Origin of the sequence: Streptomyces spinoverrucosus, assembly GCF_006539505.1 — a bacterium.
In the GTDB taxonomy this organism is placed as follows: Bacteria; Actinomycetota; Actinomycetes; order Streptomycetales; family Streptomycetaceae; genus Streptomyces; species Streptomyces spinoverrucosus.
Genome location: NZ_BJND01000012.1, coordinates 246,468 through 268,358, shown reverse-complemented (window position 1 = coordinate 268,358; position 21,891 = coordinate 246,468). Strand labels below are relative to the sequence as shown.

The window sequence follows — 21,891 nt, the reverse complement described above, 5'->3', positions numbered from 1 at the left end:
AGTCGTCGTACGACTCAGCCGCTCAGCCTAGACGGATTTCACCCCATGCCGCCCGGTTCATCTCCCCGTCGGGCGCCGTACATGGCCGAAACCTTGACAAGTGGCCTGAGTACACAGGAAATTGACGCGCGTAGAAATTGGGGGGACAGGTGTTCACTCCGTTCACGGTTTCTACGCGCGTCGTCACTGTTTTTTCGTTCCACCCTCGTCCCGGCGCTCACGTACGTCCCCGGAGGGATCCCGTTGCCGAGCAAGTCTTCCGCGCGCCTTGCCGCGCTCACCGTCGCCGCCGTCTGTTCCGCGGCGTCCACCGTCGTCATCGCCTCGCCCGCGCACGCGGACGCGGTGCGCATCCATGACATCCAGGGCAGTACGCGGATATCCCCGTACGCCGGTCAGCAGGTCACCGACGTGGCCGGAATCGTCACCGGCGTGCGCACCTACGGTTCGTCGCGCGGGTTCTGGATCCAGGACCCGAGCGCGGACGCCGACCCGGCCACCAGTGAGGGCATCTTCGTCTTCACCGGCTCCACCCCGAAGGTCGCCGTCGGTGACTCGGTGACTGTGTCGGGAACGGTGTCCGAGTACGTCCCGGGCGGCACCTCCTCCGGCAACCAGGCGCTCACCGAGATCACCCGGCCGACGATCACCGTCGTGTCCAGCGGCAACGCCGTCCCGGCCGCCACGGTGATCGACGCCCGGTCCGTGCCGAACGCCTACGCCCCGGCCGGGGACCCGGCGGCGAAGGGTTCCATCAACGGCCTGACGCTCCGGCCGACGAAGTACGCCCTGGACTACTACGAGTCCCTGGAGGGCATGAACGTCCAGGTCGCCAACACCCGCGTGGTCGGCGCCACCGACCCGTACACCGAGCTGTGGGTCACGGTGAAGCCGCGCGAGAACGCCAGCCGCCACGGCGGCGCGGTCTACGGCTCCTACGCCTCGCAGAACACCGGCCGGCTGCAGATCCAGTCCCTCGGCAAGGCCTCCGACTTCCCGGACGCGAACGTCGGCGACGTGCTCACCGGCACCACGACCGGCCCGCTGGACTACACCCAGTTCGGTGGTTACACCCTCGTCGCGCGCGAGCTCGGCACCCTGGAGCAGGGCGGCCTGGAGCGCGAGACGACCCGTAAGCAGCGGCGCGGCGAGCTGGCGGTGGCGACGTACAACGTCGAGAACCTCGACCCGGCCGACGGCACGTTCGACGAGCACGCCGCCGCGATCGTGCACAACCTCCAGTCGCCGGACATCCTGTCCCTGGAGGAGATCCAGGACAACAACGGCACGAAGAACGACGGCACGGTCGGCGCCGACCAGACGATGTCGAAGCTGATCGACGCGATCGTCGCCGCGGGCGGCCCGCGCTACGACTGGCGCTCCGTCGACCCGGTGGACGGCGAGGACGGCGGCCAGCCCGGCGGCAACATCCGCAACGTGTTCCTGTTCAACCCTCAGCGGGTGTCCTTCACCGACCGCCCGGGCGGCGACGCCACGACCGCCACCGGCGTGACCAAGGTGCGCGGCAAGGCGGCCCTGACCGTGTCTCCCGGCCGGATCGACCCGACGAACGCGGCCTGGGAGGACAGCCGCAAGCCGCTGGTCGGGGAGTTCGTCTTCCGGGGCAGGACGGTCTTCGTGATCGCGAACCACTTCGCGTCGAAGGGCGGCGACCAGTCGCTGCACGCCCAGTACCAGCCGCCGACCCGCAGCTCGGAGACCCAGCGCCACCTCCAGGCCACGGCGGTGAACACGTTCGTGAAGCAGATCCTGGACACCCAGAAGAACGCGGACGTCGTCACGCTCGGCGACATCAACGACTTCGAGTTCTCCGACACGGTGGAGATCCTCGAAGGCGACGGCGCGCTGTGGTCGGCGATCAAGTCGCTGCCCAGGAGCGAGCGTTACTCGTACGTCTACCAGGGCAACAGCCAGACGCTGGACCAGATCCTGATCAGCCCGTCCATCCGGCGCGGGTGCGACTTCGAGTACGACAGCGTGCACATCAACGCCGAGTTCCACGACCAGATCAGCGACCACGACCCGCAGGTGCTGCGGTTCCACCCGTAACCGCCTGCGATCAGGGCCAGGGCCTGTCGTTTGGACGCCGCCATGATCCAAACGACAGGCCGAACTCAACTGGACGGCGTGACCGGGGACCGCATACCGAGCCACTGCTCGGCGCCCCATGCCTCGAACCGCTCCACCTCGGTGAACCCCAGCTTCGCCGCGAGGCGCATCGAGGCGACATTGGCGCTCTGGGTGGCGAGCACCACCGGCTCGCCGGGAAGCACGCCGGCGAGCCAGTCGAGTGCCGCCGCGCACGCCTCGAAGGCGTACCCGCATCCCCACGCCCGCGGCAGGAACAGGTAGCCGAGATCGGCCTTCCCCGCGGCAGCCGGGCGGCGGTGCCCGGTTGCTCTCCTGAGCAGGATCTGGCCGATCATCGCGCCGTCGAGCTCAACGACGAAGCTCCCGGGCCACCGCTCGGGCACCTCGGGCATCTCGCGCTCAAGCTCCTCACGCGGCCGGGGACCGCCGAGGTAGATGTGCACCTCCGACGAGGCGAGCAGCTCGATGAACGCCGCACGGTCCCGCGCCTCGGGCTCACGGAGCACGAGCCGCTCGGTCCTGATCGGCTCAGGCGGCCAAGCCGCGATTCCCAGATCTTCCATCCGCGCACGCTATCCGAACGAAACGGACTAGCTGAACACGCCGTTCAGCCAGCCCTGCCAGGCGGCCTCGTCCGCCTCGGCGTCGGCGCTCGGTGCGAAGTCGTGCACCGACATTCCGACCCGGTAGCCCCAGTGGTTGCGTCCGAAGAAGCGGAGCATCGCGTCGTCGGTGCGCAGCCCGATGAAGTACGGGTTGCGGAAGTCGACCACGGCGTCGAGGAGTTGTCCCTCGGGTCCGCGTGCCTGGACCCGCTCGCCCTGGGCGGTGTCGTCCGCCAGTCCGAGCGCTCGCGCGACGGTGTCGAGGGCGTCGGGCGTGCCGGATGCCTCGGGTCCGTCGAAGGTGGCGAAGGCGACGACCGGCCGGCCGCCGAACGTCGTGAGGTACTCGCGCAGGGTGTGCAGGTAGAAGTCGGTGTGCTTGCTCGCGCCGTCGTACTGGTTGTCCCAGTCGTCGACGAAGATCCCGCTGTGCACGTACCGCACCCAGGCCCGCCGCCCGTCGTCGCGCGGCTCGACGGTGTAGTCGAGCTGGTTGAGGGTCTGCTCGGAGATGCCCTCGACGTCCTCGACACGGTTGGTGTACCGGTGCGGCGGATCCCAGGCGATGACCTCGGATCCGAAGGGTCCCTTGCCGCCCTTCCGCGGCTCGGGCGCCTCCATCGGCCACAGCCAGCCGCCGGTGCCGGTGGTGATGGCCTCCCACACCTGCTCGGGCGTGGCGTCGACCTCGAACTCTCGGGCGATCTCGAATTCCTTGGACATGGTGGCTCCTGTGGCGGTGGTACCAGCGGTACTAGCTGTCGAGTTCAGGGGCAGGGGGCTGGGGTTTGACCGTGGGGTGGACGGCCACGACGATCCGGTGATCCCGGCCGCCCTCGGCATCCGGGGCGTCGTACTTGTGGATCAGCGCGGTCACGCCCGCCGTCAGCTCCTCGACGAACGCCGCCCGGTCGGCGGCCGAGGCAAACCGCACCTCGCCGTCGAGCGCGTATGTCGCGAGCCGCTTGCGGGCCTTCGCCGCGCCCGAGATCAGCGTGCCGACGTCCCGCACGAGCCGCGCGCCGAGCGCGAGCAGCCAGCGCGCGGACAGCTGGTCCCGGAAGCGGTCCGGGTCGGGCTGTACGGCGGCCAGGGCGAGCGGTGAGATGACGTACGACGCGGCGGTCGCACGCATCAGCCGCTCGGTGACGTTGCCCTTGCGGCGCTCCCCCGCGAGCTCGACCAGGCCGTGCCGCTCCAGCGCCTTGAGGTGGTAGTTCACCTTCTGCCGGGGCAGCCCCACCTGGCCGGCCAGCATCGCGGCCGACGCGGGGCCGTCCGCGAGCCGGGCGAGCAGCCGGGCCCGCACGGGGTCCAGACAGACGGCTGCGGCCTCGGGGTCCTCGATCACGGTCACGTCCAGCATGCCTCCACCCTGGCACCGAAAACTTTTTTTGTCCAGGCGATTGGAGTTTTCGGTGGCGGGCCATGAAGAAGGCCGGCCGGTACATCCACCGACCAGCCTTCGTTCTCGACCGGCGCTCAGGCGCCGACCAGCGCTCCGGTCACCTACCGCCCGCAGTGCCGCCGCCGCAGCACCGCCGCCGCGACGAGCACCGCACCGACCGCCGCCCCGGCGACCAGCACCGGCCGGGGATGCCGTAGCCCGGCCTGGACGACCGTACGCACCGGCCGCGGCATGTCACCGTGCTCCACGGCCTCACTCGCCCGGGCGGCCCTGCCCTGCACCGCGTGGCTCGCCTTCGCGGCCCTGCCCTGCACCGCGTGCGTCGCCTCGGCGGCCCTGCCCTGCACCGCGTGCCCCGCCTGGGCCGCCTTGCCCTGAACGGCGTGGCCGGCGTGGGCGGCGGTGCTGCGCAGCTGGACGGTCATGGCACCGGCCTTGTCCTTCAGGTCGGCAGCGCGGGCCCTGGCACGGCCCTTGACGTCCGCCCTTTCCGCCAACTCCTCTATCGTGTCGCCGAGTTGGCTGCGGGTCTGCGCGATCTGTCGGCGCAGTTCGTCGGGCCCCTTGGCGCCGCTCCCCCGCGTCGTCCTGTCTGTCATCGATGTGCCCTTTCCCTGATCTCCTCGACATCGGCCCTGACGCTCCCGAGGGTCTCCTCGGGCGTGGGCGGTGCCGCGCGGCGCAGCTGGGCGCGGCCGGTCGCGGCCAGTAGTCCGGCGAGCGCGAAGAGCACGCCGGTGACGATCAGCGCCGCGGCCCAGACGGGCAGCGTCAGCGAGAGCGCGGCGGCGGCCGTGGCGGCGAGGGCGAGCAGCCCGGCGTAGGCGACGGCGCCCGCGGCGCCGAGGAGTCCGCCGCCGCGACCCGCGCGCCGGCCCTTTTCGGCCAGCTCCTCCTTGGCGAGGTGCACTTCCTGCCGTACGAGCTGGGAGAGTTGTTCGGTTGCCTGGCCGACGAGTTCGCCCACCGAGTGGTGCTCCTCGGCCACGGGCTTGGTGTCCGGGATACCGGTCACGGTGTTCCGCCTCCTCTCGGTTCGGAACACCGGGTACCCGCACCGGCCCTCGCTACCCGTGCCCCACGTCCCCGCCACCGCGCCGGCCGAGCCGCGCGAGCTGGGCCTGGAACCAGTCGAGGCGGGCCTGCAACAGGGCGGCTTCGGCGACGAGTTCGGGTACGCCGAGGTCGGCGGGCGGCGACGCGGGCGGCAGGCCGGCTTCGCCGGGGCCGGTCGATGACCGTTCGGGCGCCCCGGAAGCGCCCGCTGCCGCCCCCGCCCCCGCGCCCGCCACTACCCGCAGCCCCTCCCCGGCCAGCCGTGCGAAGGAGGCGAGGGAGACGGACGTACGGCCGCGCAGGCAGCCCGCGCAGGACGGGGCCAGGGCGTGCCAGCCGGGCCTGCCCCAGCCCGCGTCGGCCAGCGCGGCGGCGGTGGTACCGCAGGCGCAGGGGCCGACGGTCGCCGTGCGCACCCTCTGGCGGGCGTACCGGAAACCGCGTTCGAAACGGATGTAACGCCCGAGGACCAGCACTTTCAGGAGCACCGCCGTCCGGTGCTCGGCGGTGCACAGCAGCCCCTCGGCCACCGAGCGATCGTGCACGCAGTGGAAACCGCAGTCACAACGGCGGTGGGGCGCCGCGTGCCGCAGACCGTAGACGCAGGACGCGTCGGCCACGACCCCGTACGGCAGCGCGCCGCCGAGCGACACACCGGTGAACCCGGCCCGGGTGCCGTCCTGCGACAGCACCGGGTGGGCGATCTTGTAGCCGGTCGGCGGCTCCGTCGGACGTTCCTCCGGAAGCCGCAGCCTCATCGGGCGGTCGGCACCTCTTCGGGCGCGGACTCCGCCAAGTCCTCGATTTCCACGGGGAGTTCGAGTTCCTCCTCGTGAGCGACCGGCTGCTCCTCCGCGACTCCGGTGGCGAGTGCCTTGCCGAGCTTCATGACGCCTCCCAGGACCAGGTGGTGGTGGACCGTCCCGGCCATGGTGACCCATGAGGGGCGGGGTTGCCCATAGCGCCCTGCGCTCCGCCCCCGTCACCGCATCGTAGGAAGGCTTACGCATACGTCGTAGAAAATTTAAGTGGATCTACACGATCCCCCTGCCGACACTACTCCCATGACGAACACCGCCTCCCCCGCCCCGCCCTTCGGCCGCGCTCTCTGCGCGATGATCACGCCCTTCACCGAGGCGGGTGCGCTCGACCTCGACGGCGCGCAGCGGCTCGCCGAGCGGCTGGTGTCGCGTGGCTGCGACGGGCTGGTGCTCAGCGGCACGACGGGCGAATCGCCGACCACGTCCGACGCCGAGAAGGCGGCGCTCGTCCGGGCGGTCCGGGAAGCGGTGGGGGATCGCGCGTCCGTCGTCACGGGCGTCGGCACCTCCGACACCCGCCACACGATCGAGCTCACGCTTCAGGCCGAGCAGGCGGGCGCGGACGGCGCGCTGGTCGTCACCCCGTACTACAGCAGGCCGCCACAGGACGCGGTGGAAGCACACTTCCGGGAGGTGGCGGACGCGTCCGGCCTGCCGCTCATGCTGTACGACATCCCGGGCCGCACCGGCACCCGCATCGAACCGGAGACAATGATCCGGCTCGCCGAGCATCCCCGCGTCGTGGCGGTCAAGGACTGCTCGTACGACTTCCTCGGCACCCAGAAGGTCCTGTCCCGCACGGACCTGGCGTACTACGCGGGCTGCGACGAGCACAATCTCGCCCTTTACGCGGTGGGCGCGGCGGGCTGCGTCAGCACCGTGGCTAATGTGATCCCCCGCCACATCCGCGCCGTACTCGACGACTTCGACGCGGGCGACACGGCCCGCGCGGCCCGCCGCCAGCTGCGGGCCGTTCCCCTCATCGAGTCGATGATGTCCGCCGGCCTCCCCGGCACGGTCACCGCCAAGGCGCTGCTGGCCGCGCTGGACCTGCCGTCGGGCCCGGTCCGCCCGCCCCTGCGCCCGGCGGGCCGCGAGGCGACGGACGGTCTGCTGGCGGCGTACCGGGAGCTGGCGACGTACGAGGAACGGACGGCGGACGAGCGACACCTTTCTGCATGACCCGCGATTGCGCAGTGTGACCACGAAGGCCCGGAGCCCCCGGTGAGGGGCCCGGGCCTCGGTGCTCGCGGCGGGACGGATCAGCCCGCGGCGTTCTCCGTGGTCTGCTCGTCGCCGACCACCCGGAAGTGCTCCAGCACGTCCTCCATCGGGTCGTCGACCTGGCCGAGGTTGACCAGGCCGATCCGCGGGCCGTTGTGCGAGGCCTTGTTGGTCTCGTCGGCGTGCGCGGCACCGGTCGGGAGCCAGCACATCGTCGCCAGGGTCACCACACCGGTCACCCGACGCGCCGCGATCCTCGCCCGCTCGTTCGTCATTGCTCAGTCCTCGTCTCACCGTTTCGGCATCTGATCGGACACTGGGTCCACCGGATTCATCTGCCGAGGGCCGCCCGAGGTAACGGACAGTAATCCTTTTAAGTGATCACCGAGAGAGAGGAAGATGACAGGGAGGGGCGGATCACCCAGGAGGCTATGGAGCTATGGAAGGGGCTGGCGGTCGTGGATCTTGTACTGCGCCCGGGTACCGCCGACGATGCCGCGGAATGCGGCAGGATCTGTTTCGAGGCCTTCGCCGGGCTGGCCCGTGAGCACGCGTTTCCCCCCGACGTACCCAGTCCCGAGGTGGGCATCGCACTGATCGAGGCGTTCCTGACCCACCCGGGGTTCTACAGTGTCGTCGCCGAGTTCGACGGGCGGATCGTGGGGAGCAACTTCCTCGACGAGCGCTCGCCCGTTGTCGGTGTCGGGCCCATCACCATCGATCCCGCCATGCAGAACCGAGGTGTTGGCCGCCGGCTGATGCGGGACGTGATGCAACGGTCCGCCGAGCGCAGAGTGCCGGGCCTGCGGCTGCTGCAAAGCGGCTACCACACCAGATCGTTCTCGCTGTACGCAAGCCTGGGGTTCGTGTTCCGGGAGACGCTGGCATGCATGCAGGGACCAGCGATCTTGCGCACAGTGGCTGGGCTTACAGTTCGGGAGGCCACGGACGCGGACCTCGCCGCCTGCAACGACGTGTGCCGTCGGGTACACGGCGTCGACCGTGGCGGCGAGGTCGCCGACGCGCTGAAACAAGGCACGGCCCGGGTGGTCGAGGACGAGGGGCGCGTCACCGGTTACGCCACGGATCTGGCCTTCTTCGCGCACGCGGTAGCCGAAACGACCACGGGCCTCCAGGCCCTGATCGCCTCGGCTCCCGCCTTTGGCGGCCCCGGCATCCTCGTGCCCGCAAGCAACAGCCTGCTGCTGCAATGGGGGCTCGCGAACGGCCTCAGGGTTGTGCAACTGATGAGCTTGATGACCATCGGCCTCTACAACGAGCCCGCCGGGGCGTACCTGCCGTCGATCCTCTACTGAGGAGGCCTCTCGGGCCTCCGACGCAGGTACGGCCGCCGGTGATCAGTTGTGGCTGTGCAGTACGTCGTTCAGCCCGCCCCAGTCGGCGTTGTTCGGCCGGGCCTCGACCGTGCCGGTGACGGAGTTGCGGCGGAAGAGGATGTTGGAGGCGCCGGACAGCTCGCGGGCCTTGACGATCTGGCCGTCGGGCATGGTGACGCGGGTGCCGGCGGTGAGGTAGAGGCCCGCCTCGACCACGCAGTCGTCGCCGAGCGCGATACCGATACCGGCCTCGGCGCCGACGAGGGAGCGCTCACCGATGGCGACCCGCTCCTTGCCGCCGCCGGACAGCATGCCCATGGTGGACGCGCCGCCGCCGATGTCGGAGCCGTCGCCGACGACGACGCCCTGCGAGATCCGGCCCTCGACCATGGAGGTGCCGAGGGTGCCGGCGTTGAAGTTGACGAAACCCTCGTGCATGACGGTGGTGCCGGCGGCGAGGTGGGCACCGAGGCGGACGCGGTCGGCGTCGGCGATCCGGACGCCGGCCGGGGCCACGTAGTCGGTCATGCGCGGGAACTTGTCGACACCGAAGACGCTGAGGTGCAGGCCGCGGGCGCGGGCGGCGAGCCGTACGGTCTCCAGGGCCTCGACGGCGACCGGGCCGAGCGAGGTCCAGGCGACGTTGGCGAGCAGGCCGAAGATGCCGTCGAGGTTCGGCTCGTTCGGCTTGACCAGGCGGTGCGAGAGCAGGTGCAGGCGCAGGTAGGCGTCGTGGGTGTCGAGCGGCTTGTCCTCGACGGAGGAGATGACCGTCCGGACCGCCACGACCTCCACGCCGCGCACCTCGTCCTTGCCGACGGCGGCGACGCCGTGCTCACCGAGCAGCTCGGCGGTGCGCGCCTCGTCGAGGCGCTCGGTACCGGCCGGTCCGGGCTCGGCGGCCAGCTCGGGCGCGGGGAACCAGGTGTCGAGAACAGTGCCGTCGGCGGCGATCGTGGCGAGGCCGGCGGCCACGGCGCCGGTGGTGCGAGGAGCAGTCGTGTCGGTCATGAGGGCAACCTAACCGGCGCGGGGCCACGGATGCGAACCAGCGAGGGGATGTCTCAGGTGGCGGGCGGGATGGTGGCACCGCCGCCGGTCCGGATCACCCTCCCCAAGAGCTCCCGCGCCCACCCCTCCTCATACGCCGCCCCTGTCAGCAGCACCTGCAGACAGATGCCGTCCATCAGCGCGAGCAACGCCCGAGTGGTCGCCGGGTCGGTGCGGCTGGCCAGACGTTCGCTCACGTTCTCCGTCCACTCCGCGGCCACCGGCCGCAGCGCCGGGCGGCGCAGCGCGGCGAGGTACAGCTCGTACTCCAACTCCACGCCCGCACGGTCGCCCGCGAGCCACTCACCCAGCAGGGCGGCGAGCTCGGCGGCCAGGTCGGTCCCCGGATCGGTCAGCGACTCGCGCCCGGCGACCAGCTCGGCGAAGCCCTCGTTCGCCTGCCGCAGCGCCGCGACCAGCAGGTCGTCCAGGGTCTTGAAGTGGTACGTCGTCGAACCGAGCGGCACATCGGCCTCCGCGGCGACGGACCGGTGGCTCAGCCCGGCGATGCCCTTGGCGCCGACCACGCGGATCGCCGCGTCGATGATCCGCTGCCGCCGCTCGGGGTCGTAGCGCCGGACCATCAGTGCGCACCGCCCAGGTTGAGCACCACGACTCCCACGACGATCAACGCGATCCCGGCGGCCTTGGCCACGGTCATCCCCTCGCCGAGGAACAGCATCCCGATCACCGCGATCGCCGCGGTGCCGACGCCGGACCAGATCGCGTACGCCGTGCCGACGGAGATCGTTTTCAGGGTCTGGGCCAGTAGCCCGAACGCGATCACGTACCCGAGGGCGGTGATCAGCGAGGGCCAGAGCCGGGTGAAGCCGTGGCTGTACTTCATGGCGGTGGTCGCGGCGATCTCGGCGGCGATGGCCCCGGCGAGCAGGAGGAATCCCATGTGTACGAGGGTACACAACGATGTGTACAGCCGTACATAAAAGGTCGCAGGCTGGTGGCGGAAGCCAATGTGGAAACCAATGAGGAAACCAATGTGCAAACGCTTGCCGAATCAACCTGCTCAAGCGTCACACCGTCCACTAGTGTTTCACCGCTCAAAGACCGGCCCCTCGCGGCCGCGCCCTTCCCCGCGCGCCCCTGGAGGATTCGCGCATGCCCGAAAGCACCGCCCCACCCCCGCAGCAGCCGTGGGAGAACAACTGGACCCCGGACACCTCCCGGGTCCCCGGAACCCGGCGCCTCTGGCTGGCGGGCGCCCTCGCCCTGGCCACGGTCGTCGCCTGCGTGACCGCAGTGGCCGTCATGGAAACGCACCCTGACGACATGTCACCCAAGAGCGCGGCCCCCACGGACGGCGCGACCATACCCGGCCTGATCTCCTTCGCCAGCCCCTCCGCGACAGGCACGACCACACCCCCCGGCAAGAGCTCCCTGTCGTCCGCCCAGCCCTCGCGGACCGCGTCCGGGAAGCCGAGCCCCACCCACAGCGCACCCCCCGAGTCCCCCGCGCCCGGCGCCACGTCCTCCAACGCCCCGAAGCCGCCCACGAGTTCGGACACCTGGCGGTTCGTGCGATCGGTCAACTACCCGGACCGCTACTGGCGGGTGAGCGACGGTCAGGTCACCCTCGACACGGTCAGCTCGTCCTCGGCCCGCCAGGACGCCACCCTCAAACTCGTCAAGGGCCTGGCCGACGCCTCCTGCTACTCCTTCGTCACGGCCGACGGCGACTACCTCCGCCACCGCGAGTTCGTCCTGCGCGCCGAGGGCCACGACGGCTCCGGGCTGTTCCGGCAGGACGCCACGTTCTGCCCCCGCTCCCTCGGCCACTCCGACGCGATCGCCCTGGAGTCCGTCAACTACCCCGGCCGCTTCCTGCGCCACCGGGACTTCCGGCTGCGCCTGGACCCGTTCCAGCAGGACGGCCAGTACTACGCCGACGCGGCGTTCCGCCTGGTGACCGACGTGACGGAGACGGGGAGCGACCACGGGTACGGGTACGGCAGTGGCCCCCGGCGGTAGACCGGGGGCCACTGAAAGAACGTACGAGAAACAACCTGCGAGCGGGCTCAGACGTTGAACCCGAGCGCCCGCAGCTGCTCCCGCCCATCGTCCGTGATCTTGTCCGGGCCCCACGGCGGCATCCAGACCCAGTTGATGCGCAGTTCGCTGACCAGGCCGTCCGTCGCGGACTTGGCCTGGTCCTCGATGACGTCGGTGAGCGGGCAGGCCGCGGACGTCAGGGTCATGTCGACGGTCGCCACATTGGAGTCGTCGATGTGGATGCCGTAGATCAGGCCGAGGTTGACGACGTCGATGCCCAGCTCGGGGTCGACGACGTCCATCAGGGCCTCGCGGAGCTCCTCCTCCGAGGCCGGTTTCATCTCCACGGTCTCGCTCATGCAGTCTTCCTTTCGGCGTCGGCGCCCAGCGCCTGGGCCGTCGCGTCCTTCCACGCCATCCAGCTCAGGAGGGCGCACTTCACCCGGGCCGGGTACTTGGAGACACCCGCGAACGCCACCGCGTCCTCCAGGATGTCCTCCATCGCGTCGTCCGGTTCGATCTTCCCCTTGGACTGCATCAGCTCCAGGAAGGTCTCCTGGATCTTCCGCGCCTCGGCCAGCTCCTTGCCGACCAGCAGCTCGTTCAGCACGGAGGCGCTCGCCTGGCTGATGGAGCAGCCCTGGCCCTCGTACGAGACGTCGCTGATGGTCGTGCCGTCGTACTTCACGCGCAGTGTGATCTCGTCGCCGCAGGTCGGGTTCACATGGTGCACCTCGGCGTCGCCATCCCGCAGACCACGCCCATGCGGGTTCTTGTAGTGGTCCAGGATGACTTCCTGGTACATCGAATCCAGCTTCATGCGGTCGCTCGTCCCATCAGCCGAAGAAGTTCCGTACGTGCTCCAGGCCGTCGACCAGTGCGTCGATCTCGGCCGGCGTGGAGTACAGATAGAACGACGCTCGCGTGGTCGCAGGAATTCCGTACCGCAGGCAGACCGGGCGCGCGCAGTGGTGGCCCACGCGGACCGCGATGCCCTGCTCGTCGAGGACCTGGCCCACGTCGTGCGGGTGGATGTCACCGAGGGTGAAGGAGATCGCGGCGCCGCGGTCCTCGGCCGTGGTCGGGCCGATGATGCGCAGCTCCGGGACCTCAAGCAGCCGCTTCACCGCGTACTCGGTGAGCGCGTGCTCATGGGCGAGGATCTTGTCCATGCCGATCGCGTTGAGGTAGTCGATCGCCGCGCCCAGGCCGACCGCCTGCGCGATCGGCGGCGTGCCCGCCTCGAACTTGTGCGGTGCCGGGGCGTACGTCGACGAGTGCATCGACACCGTCTCGATCATCTCGCCGCCACCGAGGAACGGGGGCAGGTCCTCCAGCAGCTCCTGGCGGCCCCACAGCACGCCGATGCCCGTCGGACCGCACATCTTGTGGCCGGTGAAGGCCACGAAGTCGGCCTGCAGAGCCTGCACGTCCAGCGGCATGTGCGGCGCGGCCTGCGAGGCGTCGACGCACACCAGCGCGCCCACCTCCTGCGCGCGGCGCACTATCGCATCGACGGGGTTGACCGTGCCCAGGATGTTGGAGACGAGCACAAAGGAGACGATCTTCGTCTTCTCCGTGATGATCTCGTCGATGTTGGACAGGTCGAGCCGGCCGTCGTCGGTCAGGCCGAACCACTTCAGCTTCGCGCCCGTGCGCTGCGCCAGCAGCTGCCACGGCACGATGTTGGAGTGGTGCTCCATCTCCGTGATGACGATCTCGGTGTCGGAGTCCACCCGGTAGGGCTCGTCGGCCCAGCCGAGCATGTTGGCCACGAGGTTCAGCGACTCCGAGGCATTCTTGGTGAAGATCACCTCGTCGCGGCTGGGCGCGTTGATGAACTCCGCGACCTTGTCGCGAGCGCCCTCGTACAGCGCCGTGGCCTCCTCGGCGAGCACATGCACACCGCGGTGGACGTTGGCGTTGTAGCGCTCGTAGTACTCACTCAGGGCGTCCAGCACCTGACGCGGCTTCTGCGAGGTCGCCGCGTTGTCCAGGTACACAAGTTTCTTGCCGTCGTGGATCAGTCGGTCCAGGACGGGGAAGTCCTTGCGGATCGCCTCGGTGTCGAGGAGGCCCGGCAGCTGTGTCACGCGGATGCGCCACCCTTCGTGTATGCCTCGTAGCCCTCTTCCTCCAGCTTGTCGGCGAGCTCGGCGCCGCCGGACTCCACGATGCGACCGGCCGAGAAGACGTGGACGTGGTCGGGCTTGATGTAGCGCAGGATGCGCGTGTAGTGGGTGATCAGCAGGGTGCCGACCTCGCCCGTCTCACGGACGCGGTTCACACCCTCCGACACGACACGCAGCGCGTCGACGTCGAGGCCGGAGTCGGTCTCGTCGAGGATCGCGATCTTCGGCTTGAGCAGCTCCAGCTGGAGGATCTCGTGCCGCTTCTTCTCACCGCCGGAGAAGCCCTCGTTGACGTTGCGCTCGGCGAAGGCCGGGTCCATGTTGAGGCGCTCCATGGCCTCCTTGACCTCCTTCACCCAGGTGCGCAGCTTGGGGGCCTCGCCGCGGATCGCGGTGGCGGAGGTGCGCAGGAAGTTGGAGACCGAGACGCCGGGGACCTCGACCGGGTACTGCATCGCCAGGAACAGGCCCGCGCGGGCGCGCTCGTCGACGGACATCTCCAGGACGTCCTCGCCGTCGAGGGTGACGGTGCCCTCGGTGATGGTGTACTTCGGGTGACCCGCGAGGGAGTAGGCGAGGGTCGACTTGCCCGAGCCGTTGGGGCCCATGATGGCGTGCGTCTCGCCCTGCTTCACGGTGAGGTCGACGCCCTTGAGGATCTCCTTCGTGGCGTTGTCGGCCTCGACGGTGACGTGCAGGTCTCGGATTTCAAGCGTTGCCATGGGTGCCTCAGGACTCCTGGGTGAGGGAGACGAGTACGTCGTCCCCTTCGATCTTTACGGGGTATACGGGGACGGGGCGCGTCGCGGGGAGGCCGGACGGCTTGCCGGTGCGCAGGTCGAAGGAGGAGCCGTGCAGCCAGCACTCGATCTGGCAGTCCTCCACCTCGCCCTCGGAGAGCGAGACGTTCGCGTGGGAGCAGATGTCGTAGATCGCGAACACCTCGCCCTCGGTGTGCACGATGGACACCGGCGTGCCGTCGAGTTCCACCCGCTTAGGGGTGTCCTCCTCCAGCTCGCTCAGCGCGCATACGCGTACGAAGGTGGTCATGCGACCGACGCCTCCAGCTCCTCTTCGATCTTGGCGATGAGCCGCTCCTCGATGTCCGGTACGCCGATCTGCTGGACCAGCTCGGCGAAGAAGCCGCGGACCACCAGTCGGCGGGCCTCGTGCTCCGGGATACCGCGGGCCATCAGGTAGAACAGCTGCTCGTCGTCGAAACGGCCGGTGGCGGAGGCGTGACCGGCGCCGACGATCTCGCCGGTCTCGATCTCCAGGTTCGGCACCGAGTCGACCCGCGCGCCGTCCGTGAGGACCAGGTTGCGGTTCATCTCGTACGTGTCCGTGCCCTCGGCCTTGGCCTCGATCAGCACGTCGCCGATCCACACCGCGTGCGCGTCGTCGCCCTGGAGCGCGCCCTTGTAGGCGACGTTGGACTTGCAGTGCGGGGTGTTGTGGGTGACCAGCAGGCGGTGCTCCTGGTGCTGGCCGGCGTCCGTGAAGTACAGGCCGTACAGCTCGGCCTCGCCGCCGGTGCCCGCGTAGGTGACGCGCGGGTGCAGCCGTACCAGATCGCCGCCGAAGGTGACGACGACCGACTTGAAGCTGGCGTCGCGGCCGACGAGGGCGTTGTGCTGGGCCACGTGCACGGCCTTGTCGTCCCAGTCCTGGACGGAGACGACGGTCAGCTTGGCGCCGTCGCCCAGGATGTAGTCGACGTTGGCGGCGAGCACGGCGTCACCGGTGTGGTCGATGACGACGACGGCCTCGGCGAAGGCTCCCAGCTCGATGACCTGGTGGCCGTAGGCGATGCCGCCCTGGCCGTGCACGGCGATGCGGATCGGCTCGGTGAGGACCGTCTCCTTGGGGACGGTGACGACCCCGGCCTTCTCGAACGCCGAGTACGCCTGGGCGGCGATGCGGTCCACCGGGGTGCCGGCCCGGCCGAGCCGCGCGTCGTCGCGGCCGACGGTCTCGACGGTGACGCCCTCGGGGGCCTCCACCTCGACCTTGACGCCCTCGCCGGTGGCGACGGCGGTGCCGTCGTGCAGGCCGCGCAGGCGCTCCAGCGGGGTGAACCGCCACTCCTCCTCACGGCCGTGCGGGACCGGGAAGTCCGCCACGTCGAAGGACGGGGGCGCGCTCATGCGCGAGACGACGGTCGACTCCGCGGCGACCGCGATCGAGCCGGCGGTGGTGGAACCCACCGGGATGTTCTGAGCCTCAGCCATGGCTGTCGGTCTGCTCTCTTTCCTACGTTTGCGATCTTCGGCCCGCCCCGGAGAGGCGGGTCGCCTGCTGCTGGACCGGAGGGCGGGTCTTAGCCGACCGCGCCTTCCATCTGCAGCTCGATCAGCCGGTTGAGCTCAAGGGCGTACTCCATGGGCAGCTCCTTGGCGATCGGCTCGACGAAGCCGCGCACGATCATCGCCATCGCCTCGTCCTCGCTCAGACCACGGCTCATCAGGTAGAAGAGCTGGTCCTCGGAGACCTTGGAGACGGTCGCCTCGTGGCCCATGGACACGTCGTCCTCACGGACGTCCACGTACGGGTAGGTGTCCGAGCGGGAGATCGTGTCGACGAGCAGGGCGTCACAGAGCACGTTGGACTTCGAACCCGGGGCGCCCTCGCCGATCTCGATCAGACCGCGGTAGGACGTACGGCCACCGCCACGCGCCACGGACTTCGACACGATGTTGGACGAGGTGTTCGGGGCCATGTGGACCATCTTGGCGCCCGCGTCCTGGTGCTGGCCCTCGCCCGCGAAGGCGATGGACAGGGTTTCGCCCTTGGCGTGCTCGCCCATCAGGTAGACGGCCGGGTACTTCATCGTCACCTTGGAGCCGATGTTGCCGTCGATCCACTCCATGGTCGCGCCCTCGTAGGCGACGGCGCGCTTGGTGACCAGGTTGTAGACGTTGTTCGACCAGTTCTGGATGGTCGTGTAGCGGCAGCGGGCGTTCTTCTTGACGATGATCTCGACGACCGCGGAGTGCAGCGAGTCCGACTTGTAGATCGGCGCGGTGCAGCCCTCGACGTAGTGCACGTAGGCACCCTCGTCGACGATGATCAGGGTCCGCTCGAACTGGCCCATGTTCTCCGTGTTGATCCGGAAGTAGGCCTGGAGCGGGATCTCCACGTGCACGCCCGGCGGGACGTAGATGAAGGAGCCGCCCGACCACACGGCGGTGTTCAGCGACGCGAACTTGTTGTCACCGGGCGGGATGACGGTCCCGAAGTACTCCTTGAAGAGCTCCGGGTGCTCCTTCAGCGCGGTGTCGGTGTCGAGGAAGATGACGCCCTGCTCCTCCAGGTCCTCACGGATCTGGTGGTAGACGACCTCCGACTCGTACTGCGCGGCGACACCGGCCACGAGGCGCTGCTTCTCCGCCTCGGGGATGCCGAGCTTGTCGTACGTGTTCTTGATGTCCTCGGGCAGGTCCTCCCAGGACTCCGCCTGCTTCTCCGTGGAGCGCACGAAGTACTTGATGTTGTCGAAGTCGATGCCCGACAGGTCCGAGCCCCAGTTCGGCATGGGCTTCTTCTCGAAGAGCTTCAGGCCCTTGAGGCGGAGCTTGGTCATCCACTCCGGCTCGGACTTCTTCGAGGAGATGTCCCGGACGACGTCCTCGTTCAGGCCGCGCTTCGCTGCGGCGCCGGCCTCGTCGGAGTCGGCCCAGCCGTATTCGTACTTGCCCAGGCCCTCGAGTTCGGGGTGGGCAGTCTCCGTGGGGAGAGTCATGCGGGGTTCCTCCCGGCCGTGCTTGCAGTGTTGTGGGTCTTGGAAGTCTTGGGGATGAACGTCGTGCAGACACCGTCGCCGTGCGCGATGGTGGCCAGCCGCTGGACATGCGTACCGAGCAGCTCGGCGAAGATCTCCGTCTCGGCCTCGCACAGCTGCGGAAACTGCTCGGCGACGTGGGCGACCGGGCAGTGGTGCTGGCACAGCTGCTCGCCGGTGGGCGCGCTGCGCGCGGTAGCAGCGTACCCGTCCACGCTCAGGGCCTTGGCCAGCGCTTCCGTCCGCTCCTCGGGTGCGGCCGCCTCTACCGCCTTCCGATACGCGGCCGCCTGGGCGGCCATCCGGGCGCGGGCGAAGGCGGCGACCGCCTCGCTGCCGCCCTCACGCTCGGCGATCCAGCGCAGCGCGTCGGCGGCGAGCTTGTCGTACGACTGGTCGAAGGCGTCCCGGCCGCAGTCGGTGAGGGCGAACACCTTGGCGGGCCGGCCGCGGGTGCGCGCTCCGTAGACCCGCTGCTCGCGTGCCTCGACGACATCGTCGGCGACCAGCGCGTCCAGGTGCCGGCGTACGGCCGCCTGGGTGAGGCCGAGCCGTCCGGCGAGTTCGGCGACGGTCGACGGGCCGTGGTCCAGGATGGACCGCGCGACCCGGTTGCGCGTCGAGCGCTCACCGGTCGCGAACTCCTCCTGAGGGGCCCCCGTGGGGGTCTCCCGAGCCTCGCCGACGTTTTTCACAACGCCATTGTTGCGTAATTCCTCAGAGACAGGCAAGCGGCGTCCTGTCCGCCCGACGGTGCCCTGCGTCACTTAGGCAAACCTAAGCTGACCTGCGGAAACGATCTTTGATCGATCATCGTGCCTAGTCGGAGGGGGTTCCTGGTCACCGGCCGGATCCGGCCCCCCGCCCCCGCGGGCGCGGGCCGCGAACCTAGACTCTGGACCCATGCGAAGTGAGCCCGTGGTCCAGGTGCAGGCCCTGGTGAAGCGGTACGGCGACAAGACCGCGGTGAACGGCCTGGACCTGCGGGCCCGTGCGGGCGTCACCGCGGTGCTCGGTCCCAACGGGGCCGGCAAGACGACCACGGTCGAGACCTGCGAGGGGTACCGGAGGCCGGACTCGGGCACGGTGCGTGTCCTGGGCCTCGACCCGGTGCGGCAGTCCCGCGAGCTGCGGCCGCGGATCGGCGTGATGCTCCAGTCCGGCGGCGTCTACTCCGGCGCCCGCGCCGACGAGATGCTCCGCCATGTGGCCCGGCTGCACGCGCACCCGCTGGATGTGGACGCCCTGATCGAACGCCTCGGCCTCGGCAGCTGCGGCCGCACGACGTACCGCCGCCTCTCCGGGGGCCAGCAGCAGCGGCTGGCGCTGGCCATGGCCGTCGTCGGCCGCCCGGAGCTGGTGTTCCTGGACGAGCCGACCGCAGGTCTTGACCCGCAGGCCCGCCGGGCCACGTGGGACCTGGTCCGGGACCTGCGCGCGGACGGCGTCTCCGTGATCCTCACGACCCACTACATGGACGAGGCCGAGCAGCTCGCCGACGACGTCGCGATCATCGACGCCGGCCGGGTCATCGCCCAGGGCTCTCCCGAGGAGTTGTGCCGCGGCGGCGCCGAGAACACGCTGCGCTTCACCGGCCGCCCCGGCCTCGACATCGGCTCCCTGCTCAAGGCGCTCCCCGCGGACTGCGCGGCCGCCGAGCTGACGCCGGGCTCGTACCGGGTCGTCGGCAAGGTCGACCCGCAGCTGCTGGCGACGGTGACGTCGTGGTGCGCCCAGCACGGGGTGATGCCGGACCGGATCTCGGTGGAACGGCACACTCTGGAGGACGTCTTTCTGGAGCTCACCGGCAAGGAGCTGCGCTCGTGACCAGCGCTGGTACGTATGTCCCGAAGCCCGGCGCGGCGCCGCTCCCCCGCATGATCGCGGCGCAGGCGGCGCTGGAGACGAAGATGCTGCTGCGCAACGGCGAGCAGCTGCTGCTGACGGTGATCATTCCGACGCTGCTGCTCGCGCTCTTCAGCACCGTCGACATCGTCGACACCGGCGAGGGAAAGGCCGTCGACTTCCTCGCCCCCGGCATCCTCGCTCTCGCCGTGATGTCGACGGCGTTCACGGGCCAGGCGATCGCGACGGGCTTCGAACGCCGGTACGGCGTGCTGAAGCGGCTGGCGTCCTCCCCGCTCCCCCGCTGGGGCCTGATGACCGCGAAGACCGCGTCCGTGCTGGTCGTCGAGGTGCTCCAGGTGATCCTCGTGACGGTGATCGCCCTAGCGCTGGGCTGGTCGCCGCAGGGCAATCCGTTCACCGTGCTGCTCCTGCTGGTCCTCGGTACGGCCGCCTTCTCCGGGCTCGGTCTGCTGATGGCGGGCACGCTCAAGGCGGAGGCGACGCTGGCCGCCGCGAACCTCGTCTTCCTGCTACTGCTCGTCGGCGGCGGGGTGATCGTCCCGCTGGACAAGTTCCCGGACGCGGCGCAGAGCGTGCTGGGTCTGCTGCCCATCTCGGCGCTGTCGGACGGGCTGCGGGACGTGCTCCAGCACGGGGGCGGGATGCCGTGGGGCGACCTGGGGATCCTGGCCGGGTGGTCGGTGGTGGGCCTGGCGGCGGCGGGCCGCTTCTTCCGCTGGGAGTGACCCTCGTGAACGCGTGCACAAGCGGCCCCCTACGATGGTGCCCGTGCCAAAGTTGACCCGCGCCGACGCCGCAGCGGCCCTGCGCAACCCCCTCGCCTTCATCGCCGCACGCTGGACCCCCACCACCAGGACGGTTCAGCGAGCGGCTCTCGCGGCACTCGTCATGTCGGTGGTCATCGTGGTCACCGGCGGCGCGGTCCGGCTGACCGGCTCGGGCCTCGGCTGCCCGACCTGGCCCAAGTGCACGGCCGACTCCCTGACCGCGACCCGCGAGATGGGTCTGCACGGCGTCATCGAGTTCGGCAACCGCATGCTCACGTATGTGCTGTGCGCGGCGGTCGGCTGGGCCATCATCGCGGCCCGCGCGCAGAAGCCGTGGCGGCGCAGCCTGACCCGGCTGGGCTGGGCGCAGTTCTGGGTCGTGATGAGCAACGCCGTGCTCGGCGGCATCGTCGTGCTGGTCGGTCTCAACCCGTACACGGTCGCGGCCCACTTCCTCGCCACCACGGCGCTGATCACCGTCGCCGCGGTGATGTGGCAGCGCATCCGGGAGGGCGACGGTGCGGCGCGGCCGCTGGTCGGCAAGGCCGTGCGGCAGCTGGTGTGGTGCCTGATCGCCGCGAGCGCCCTGCTGATCATGGTCGGCACGGTGGTCACCGGGGCGGGCCCGCACGCGGGTGACTCCAGCGACGTACCGCGCATGCCGGTCGACTGGGAGACGGTCAGCAAGGTGCACGCGGTCCTGGCGTGGATCGTGGTGACGCTGACCTTCGCGCTGTGGTTCGTCCTCAAGGCCGTCGACGCCCCGCGCGGCCCGCTGAACCGCACCCGCGACCTGTTCCTGGTCCTGCTCGCCCAGGGCGTCATCGGCTACGTCCAGTACTTCACAGACCTCCCCGAACTCCTGGTCGCCCTGCACATGCTCGGCTCCTGCCTGGTCTGGATCGCGGTCCTCCGCGTAACCCTGTCCCTGCGCGAACGCCCGACGGACACCCCGTCCGACACACCGGCGCCTCAGGAGTACGCCACCACCAGCGCGTCGATGGCCGGCCCCAGGTAGCTCCGCGTCAGCTCGCCGCGCCGCGCGGTCCACTCCGGGGCGGGCGGCGCGGGATCGCCGTACCGCCGCCCGCGGATGTCCTCGACCACCTCCGCGGGCGCCCCGAGGCCGGGCAGCACCTCCAGCGCCTCCCGCTTGGAGATCAACCGCCCGTCCCGCAGAGTCACGGCGGCCCGCGCGAAGGTCGTCAGCCCCACGTCGACCCAGACGTCCCGCGTCCACAGCGGCGCCCGGCGTACGGCGGGCCGCCAGAAGTCCCGCTGGTCGCGTACGACGAAGCCGTTCAGCTCCTGGTCCACAACGGGTGGGACCACGTCCGCCGGCGGGACGCCGTACAGCACCCGGCCGAAGGCGTGCAGTTCCCGGCGGGTCACGGGGGTGACCGGGCGGCGCATCAACCGCCGGTGCGCCCACGTGAGGTGCGGCCGCCGGGAGTCGGCCGACGTGCCGGGCGTCAGATAGCTGCAGTGCAGCCTGGCCGCGAGGGGCTCGGCACGCAGCCGGCTGTGCAGCGCCGCGACCCGCCATGCCGTGACCGGCGTCACGGGCCCCGGCAGCACCGCGATCAGGTCGAGGTCGCTACGGCCCTCCTGGTAATCGCCACCGGCGAGCGAACCGTGCGCCCAGACCGCGAGCGGCTTCAGCGGCCCGAGTTCGATGAGGAAGCGGTCGAGTAAGTCCTGGGTCGGCATCCGCCCAGTCTG

General features: G+C 70.1%; 27 protein-coding genes. 7 read left to right on the top strand and 20 right to left on the bottom strand.

Features of this window, described 5'->3' with window-relative positions; genetic code table 11:
- The first annotated feature begins 243 nt into the window (after positions 1-243).
- On the top strand, positions 244-2,070 hold the full coding sequence (locus SSP24_RS09505) for a DUF8508 domain-containing protein (RefSeq protein WP_141308848.1): 1,827 nt from the start codon (positions 244-246) through the stop codon (positions 2,068-2,070).
- A 65-nt stretch (positions 2,071-2,135) separates the two neighbouring features.
- Here SSP24_RS09505 and SSP24_RS09500 read toward each other — a convergent pair whose 3' ends face one another.
- The 7 genes from SSP24_RS09500 to SSP24_RS42795 all read right to left on the bottom strand — a co-directional run bounded on the left by SSP24_RS09500 (position 2,136) and on the right by SSP24_RS42795 (position 6,112).
- Positions 2,136-2,675 carry a GNAT family N-acetyltransferase gene (locus tag SSP24_RS09500; RefSeq protein WP_141308846.1) on the bottom strand — a complete coding sequence of 180 codons (540 nt, stop codon included), beginning with the start codon at positions 2,673-2,675 and terminating at the stop codon, positions 2,136-2,138.
- A 27-nt stretch (positions 2,676-2,702) separates the two neighbouring features.
- Positions 2,703-3,440, bottom strand: a complete 738-nt coding sequence (locus SSP24_RS09495) for an SRPBCC family protein (RefSeq protein ID WP_141308844.1) — start codon at positions 3,438-3,440, stop codon at positions 2,703-2,705.
- Positions 3,441-3,471: 31 nt separating this feature from the next.
- Positions 3,472-4,083 carry an ArsR/SmtB family transcription factor gene (locus SSP24_RS09490; RefSeq protein ID WP_141308842.1) on the bottom strand — a complete coding sequence of 204 codons (612 nt, stop codon included), beginning with the start codon at positions 4,081-4,083 and terminating at the stop codon, positions 3,472-3,474.
- Positions 4,084-4,226: 143 nt separating this feature from the next.
- Complete coding sequence (locus tag SSP24_RS09485; protein ID WP_141308840.1) at positions 4,227-4,724, bottom strand: DUF3618 domain-containing protein; 498 nt, start codon at positions 4,722-4,724, stop codon at positions 4,227-4,229.
- Positions 4,721-5,140 carry a phage holin family protein gene (locus tag SSP24_RS09480; protein ID WP_141308838.1) on the bottom strand — a complete coding sequence of 140 codons (420 nt, stop codon included), beginning with the start codon at positions 5,138-5,140 and terminating at the stop codon, positions 4,721-4,723. Before SSP24_RS09480 ends, SSP24_RS09485 begins: the two co-directional genes overlap by 4 nt.
- Before the next feature lie 52 nt (positions 5,141-5,192).
- Positions 5,193-5,939 (bottom strand): hypothetical protein, encoded by a 747-nt coding sequence (locus tag SSP24_RS09475; RefSeq protein WP_141308836.1) that lies wholly within the window; start codon positions 5,937-5,939, stop codon positions 5,193-5,195.
- Positions 5,936-6,112: a hypothetical protein gene (locus SSP24_RS42795; protein WP_167529539.1), complete on the bottom strand. Its 177-nt coding sequence runs from the start codon at positions 6,110-6,112 to the stop codon at positions 5,936-5,938. Before SSP24_RS42795 ends, SSP24_RS09475 begins: the two co-directional genes overlap by 4 nt.
- A 133-nt stretch (positions 6,113-6,245) precedes the next feature.
- Here SSP24_RS42795 and dapA point away from each other — a divergent pair, with 133 nt between their 5' ends.
- Entirely contained in the window at positions 6,246-7,184 is a 939-nt protein-coding gene (gene dapA, locus SSP24_RS09470; RefSeq protein ID WP_167529548.1) for a 4-hydroxy-tetrahydrodipicolinate synthase, read from the top strand.
- An 80-nt stretch (positions 7,185-7,264) separates the two neighbouring features.
- Here the strand turns inward: dapA and SSP24_RS09465 are convergent, their stop codons facing one another.
- The gene (locus SSP24_RS09465; RefSeq protein ID WP_141308832.1) at positions 7,265-7,501 is read right to left on the bottom strand and encodes a hypothetical protein; all 237 of its coding nucleotides are present in this window, start codon (positions 7,499-7,501) and stop codon (positions 7,265-7,267) included.
- A 102-nt stretch (positions 7,502-7,603) separates the two neighbouring features.
- Here SSP24_RS09465 and SSP24_RS09460 point away from each other — a divergent pair, with 102 nt between their 5' ends.
- Positions 7,604-8,542 (top strand): GNAT family N-acetyltransferase, encoded by a 939-nt coding sequence (locus SSP24_RS09460; RefSeq protein ID WP_229864863.1) that lies wholly within the window; start codon positions 7,604-7,606, stop codon positions 8,540-8,542.
- Between the two features lie 42 nt (positions 8,543-8,584).
- Here SSP24_RS09460 and dapD read toward each other — a convergent pair whose 3' ends face one another.
- Genes dapD through SSP24_RS09445 form a run of 3 tightly spaced genes read right to left on the bottom strand, consistent with a single transcriptional unit; the run spans position 8,585 to position 10,517 of the window.
- A complete protein-coding gene (gene dapD / locus SSP24_RS09455; protein ID WP_141308830.1) occupies positions 8,585-9,574 on the bottom strand; it encodes a 2,3,4,5-tetrahydropyridine-2,6-dicarboxylate N-succinyltransferase in 990 nt (329 codons plus the stop codon).
- Positions 9,575-9,627: 53 nt separating this feature from the next.
- The gene (locus tag SSP24_RS09450) at positions 9,628-10,197 is read right to left on the bottom strand and encodes a TetR/AcrR family transcriptional regulator (protein ID WP_141308828.1); all 570 of its coding nucleotides are present in this window, start codon (positions 10,195-10,197) and stop codon (positions 9,628-9,630) included.
- Complete coding sequence (locus SSP24_RS09445) at positions 10,197-10,517, bottom strand: DMT family transporter (protein ID WP_141308826.1); 321 nt, start codon at positions 10,515-10,517, stop codon at positions 10,197-10,199. Before SSP24_RS09445 ends, SSP24_RS09450 begins: the two co-directional genes overlap by 1 nt.
- A 212-nt stretch (positions 10,518-10,729) precedes the next feature.
- Between SSP24_RS09445 and SSP24_RS09440 the strand changes: the two genes are divergently transcribed.
- Complete coding sequence (locus SSP24_RS09440; RefSeq protein ID WP_141308824.1) at positions 10,730-11,599, top strand: AbfB domain-containing protein; 870 nt, start codon at positions 10,730-10,732, stop codon at positions 11,597-11,599.
- A 47-nt stretch (positions 11,600-11,646) separates the two neighbouring features.
- Here SSP24_RS09440 and SSP24_RS09435 read toward each other — a convergent pair whose 3' ends face one another.
- The 8 genes from SSP24_RS09435 to SSP24_RS09400 form a co-directional block, all read right to left on the bottom strand.
- Complete coding sequence (locus SSP24_RS09435; RefSeq protein WP_073942328.1) at positions 11,647-11,979, bottom strand: metal-sulfur cluster assembly factor; 333 nt, start codon at positions 11,977-11,979, stop codon at positions 11,647-11,649.
- A complete protein-coding gene (gene sufU, locus SSP24_RS09430; protein ID WP_141308822.1) occupies positions 11,976-12,440 on the bottom strand; it encodes a Fe-S cluster assembly sulfur transfer protein SufU in 465 nt (154 codons plus the stop codon). The genes SSP24_RS09435 and sufU overlap by 4 nt, the downstream gene beginning before the upstream one ends.
- Before the next feature lie 16 nt (positions 12,441-12,456).
- Entirely contained in the window at positions 12,457-13,713 is a 1,257-nt protein-coding gene (locus tag SSP24_RS09425) for a cysteine desulfurase (protein ID WP_141308820.1), read from the bottom strand.
- On the bottom strand, positions 13,710-14,474 hold the full coding sequence (sufC, locus tag SSP24_RS09420; protein WP_141308818.1) for a Fe-S cluster assembly ATPase SufC: 765 nt from the start codon (positions 14,472-14,474) through the stop codon (positions 13,710-13,712). The genes SSP24_RS09425 and sufC overlap by 4 nt, the downstream gene beginning before the upstream one ends.
- 7 nt (positions 14,475-14,481) lie before the next feature.
- Complete coding sequence (locus SSP24_RS09415) at positions 14,482-14,802, bottom strand: bifunctional 3-phenylpropionate/cinnamic acid dioxygenase ferredoxin subunit (protein ID WP_141308815.1); 321 nt, start codon at positions 14,800-14,802, stop codon at positions 14,482-14,484.
- Positions 14,799-15,983 carry a Fe-S cluster assembly protein SufD gene (gene sufD / locus SSP24_RS09410; protein ID WP_141308813.1) on the bottom strand — a complete coding sequence of 395 codons (1,185 nt, stop codon included), beginning with the start codon at positions 15,981-15,983 and terminating at the stop codon, positions 14,799-14,801. Before sufD ends, SSP24_RS09415 begins: the two co-directional genes overlap by 4 nt.
- An 89-nt stretch (positions 15,984-16,072) precedes the next feature.
- Positions 16,073-17,494, bottom strand: a complete 1,422-nt coding sequence (gene sufB / locus SSP24_RS09405) for a Fe-S cluster assembly protein SufB (protein WP_141308811.1) — start codon at positions 17,492-17,494, stop codon at positions 16,073-16,075.
- The gene (locus tag SSP24_RS09400) at positions 17,491-18,228 is read right to left on the bottom strand and encodes a helix-turn-helix transcriptional regulator (protein WP_141308809.1); all 738 of its coding nucleotides are present in this window, start codon (positions 18,226-18,228) and stop codon (positions 17,491-17,493) included. The genes sufB and SSP24_RS09400 overlap by 4 nt, the downstream gene beginning before the upstream one ends.
- A gap of 208 nt (positions 18,229-18,436) precedes the next feature.
- On the opposite strand from SSP24_RS09400, the gene SSP24_RS09395 reads away from it, so the two are divergent.
- Genes SSP24_RS09395 through SSP24_RS09385 form a run of 3 tightly spaced genes read left to right on the top strand, consistent with a single transcriptional unit; the run spans position 18,437 to position 21,187 of the window.
- Positions 18,437-19,360 carry an ABC transporter ATP-binding protein gene (locus SSP24_RS09395; protein WP_141308807.1) on the top strand — a complete coding sequence of 308 codons (924 nt, stop codon included), beginning with the start codon at positions 18,437-18,439 and terminating at the stop codon, positions 19,358-19,360.
- 50 nt (positions 19,361-19,410) lie between these two features.
- The gene (locus SSP24_RS09390; protein ID WP_167529552.1) at positions 19,411-20,127 is read left to right on the top strand and encodes an ABC transporter permease; all 717 of its coding nucleotides are present in this window, start codon (positions 19,411-19,413) and stop codon (positions 20,125-20,127) included.
- Between the two features lie 34 nt (positions 20,128-20,161).
- Entirely contained in the window at positions 20,162-21,187 is a 1,026-nt protein-coding gene (locus SSP24_RS09385) for a COX15/CtaA family protein (protein WP_141308802.1), read from the top strand.
- On the opposite strand, the gene SSP24_RS09380 is transcribed toward SSP24_RS09385, so the two are convergent.
- On the bottom strand, positions 21,142-21,879 hold the full coding sequence (locus tag SSP24_RS09380) for a nucleotidyltransferase domain-containing protein (RefSeq protein WP_141308800.1): 738 nt from the start codon (positions 21,877-21,879) through the stop codon (positions 21,142-21,144). The two genes, SSP24_RS09385 and SSP24_RS09380, sit on opposite strands and share 46 nt — an antisense overlap.
- Between the last annotated feature and the right edge of the window lie 12 nt (positions 21,880-21,891).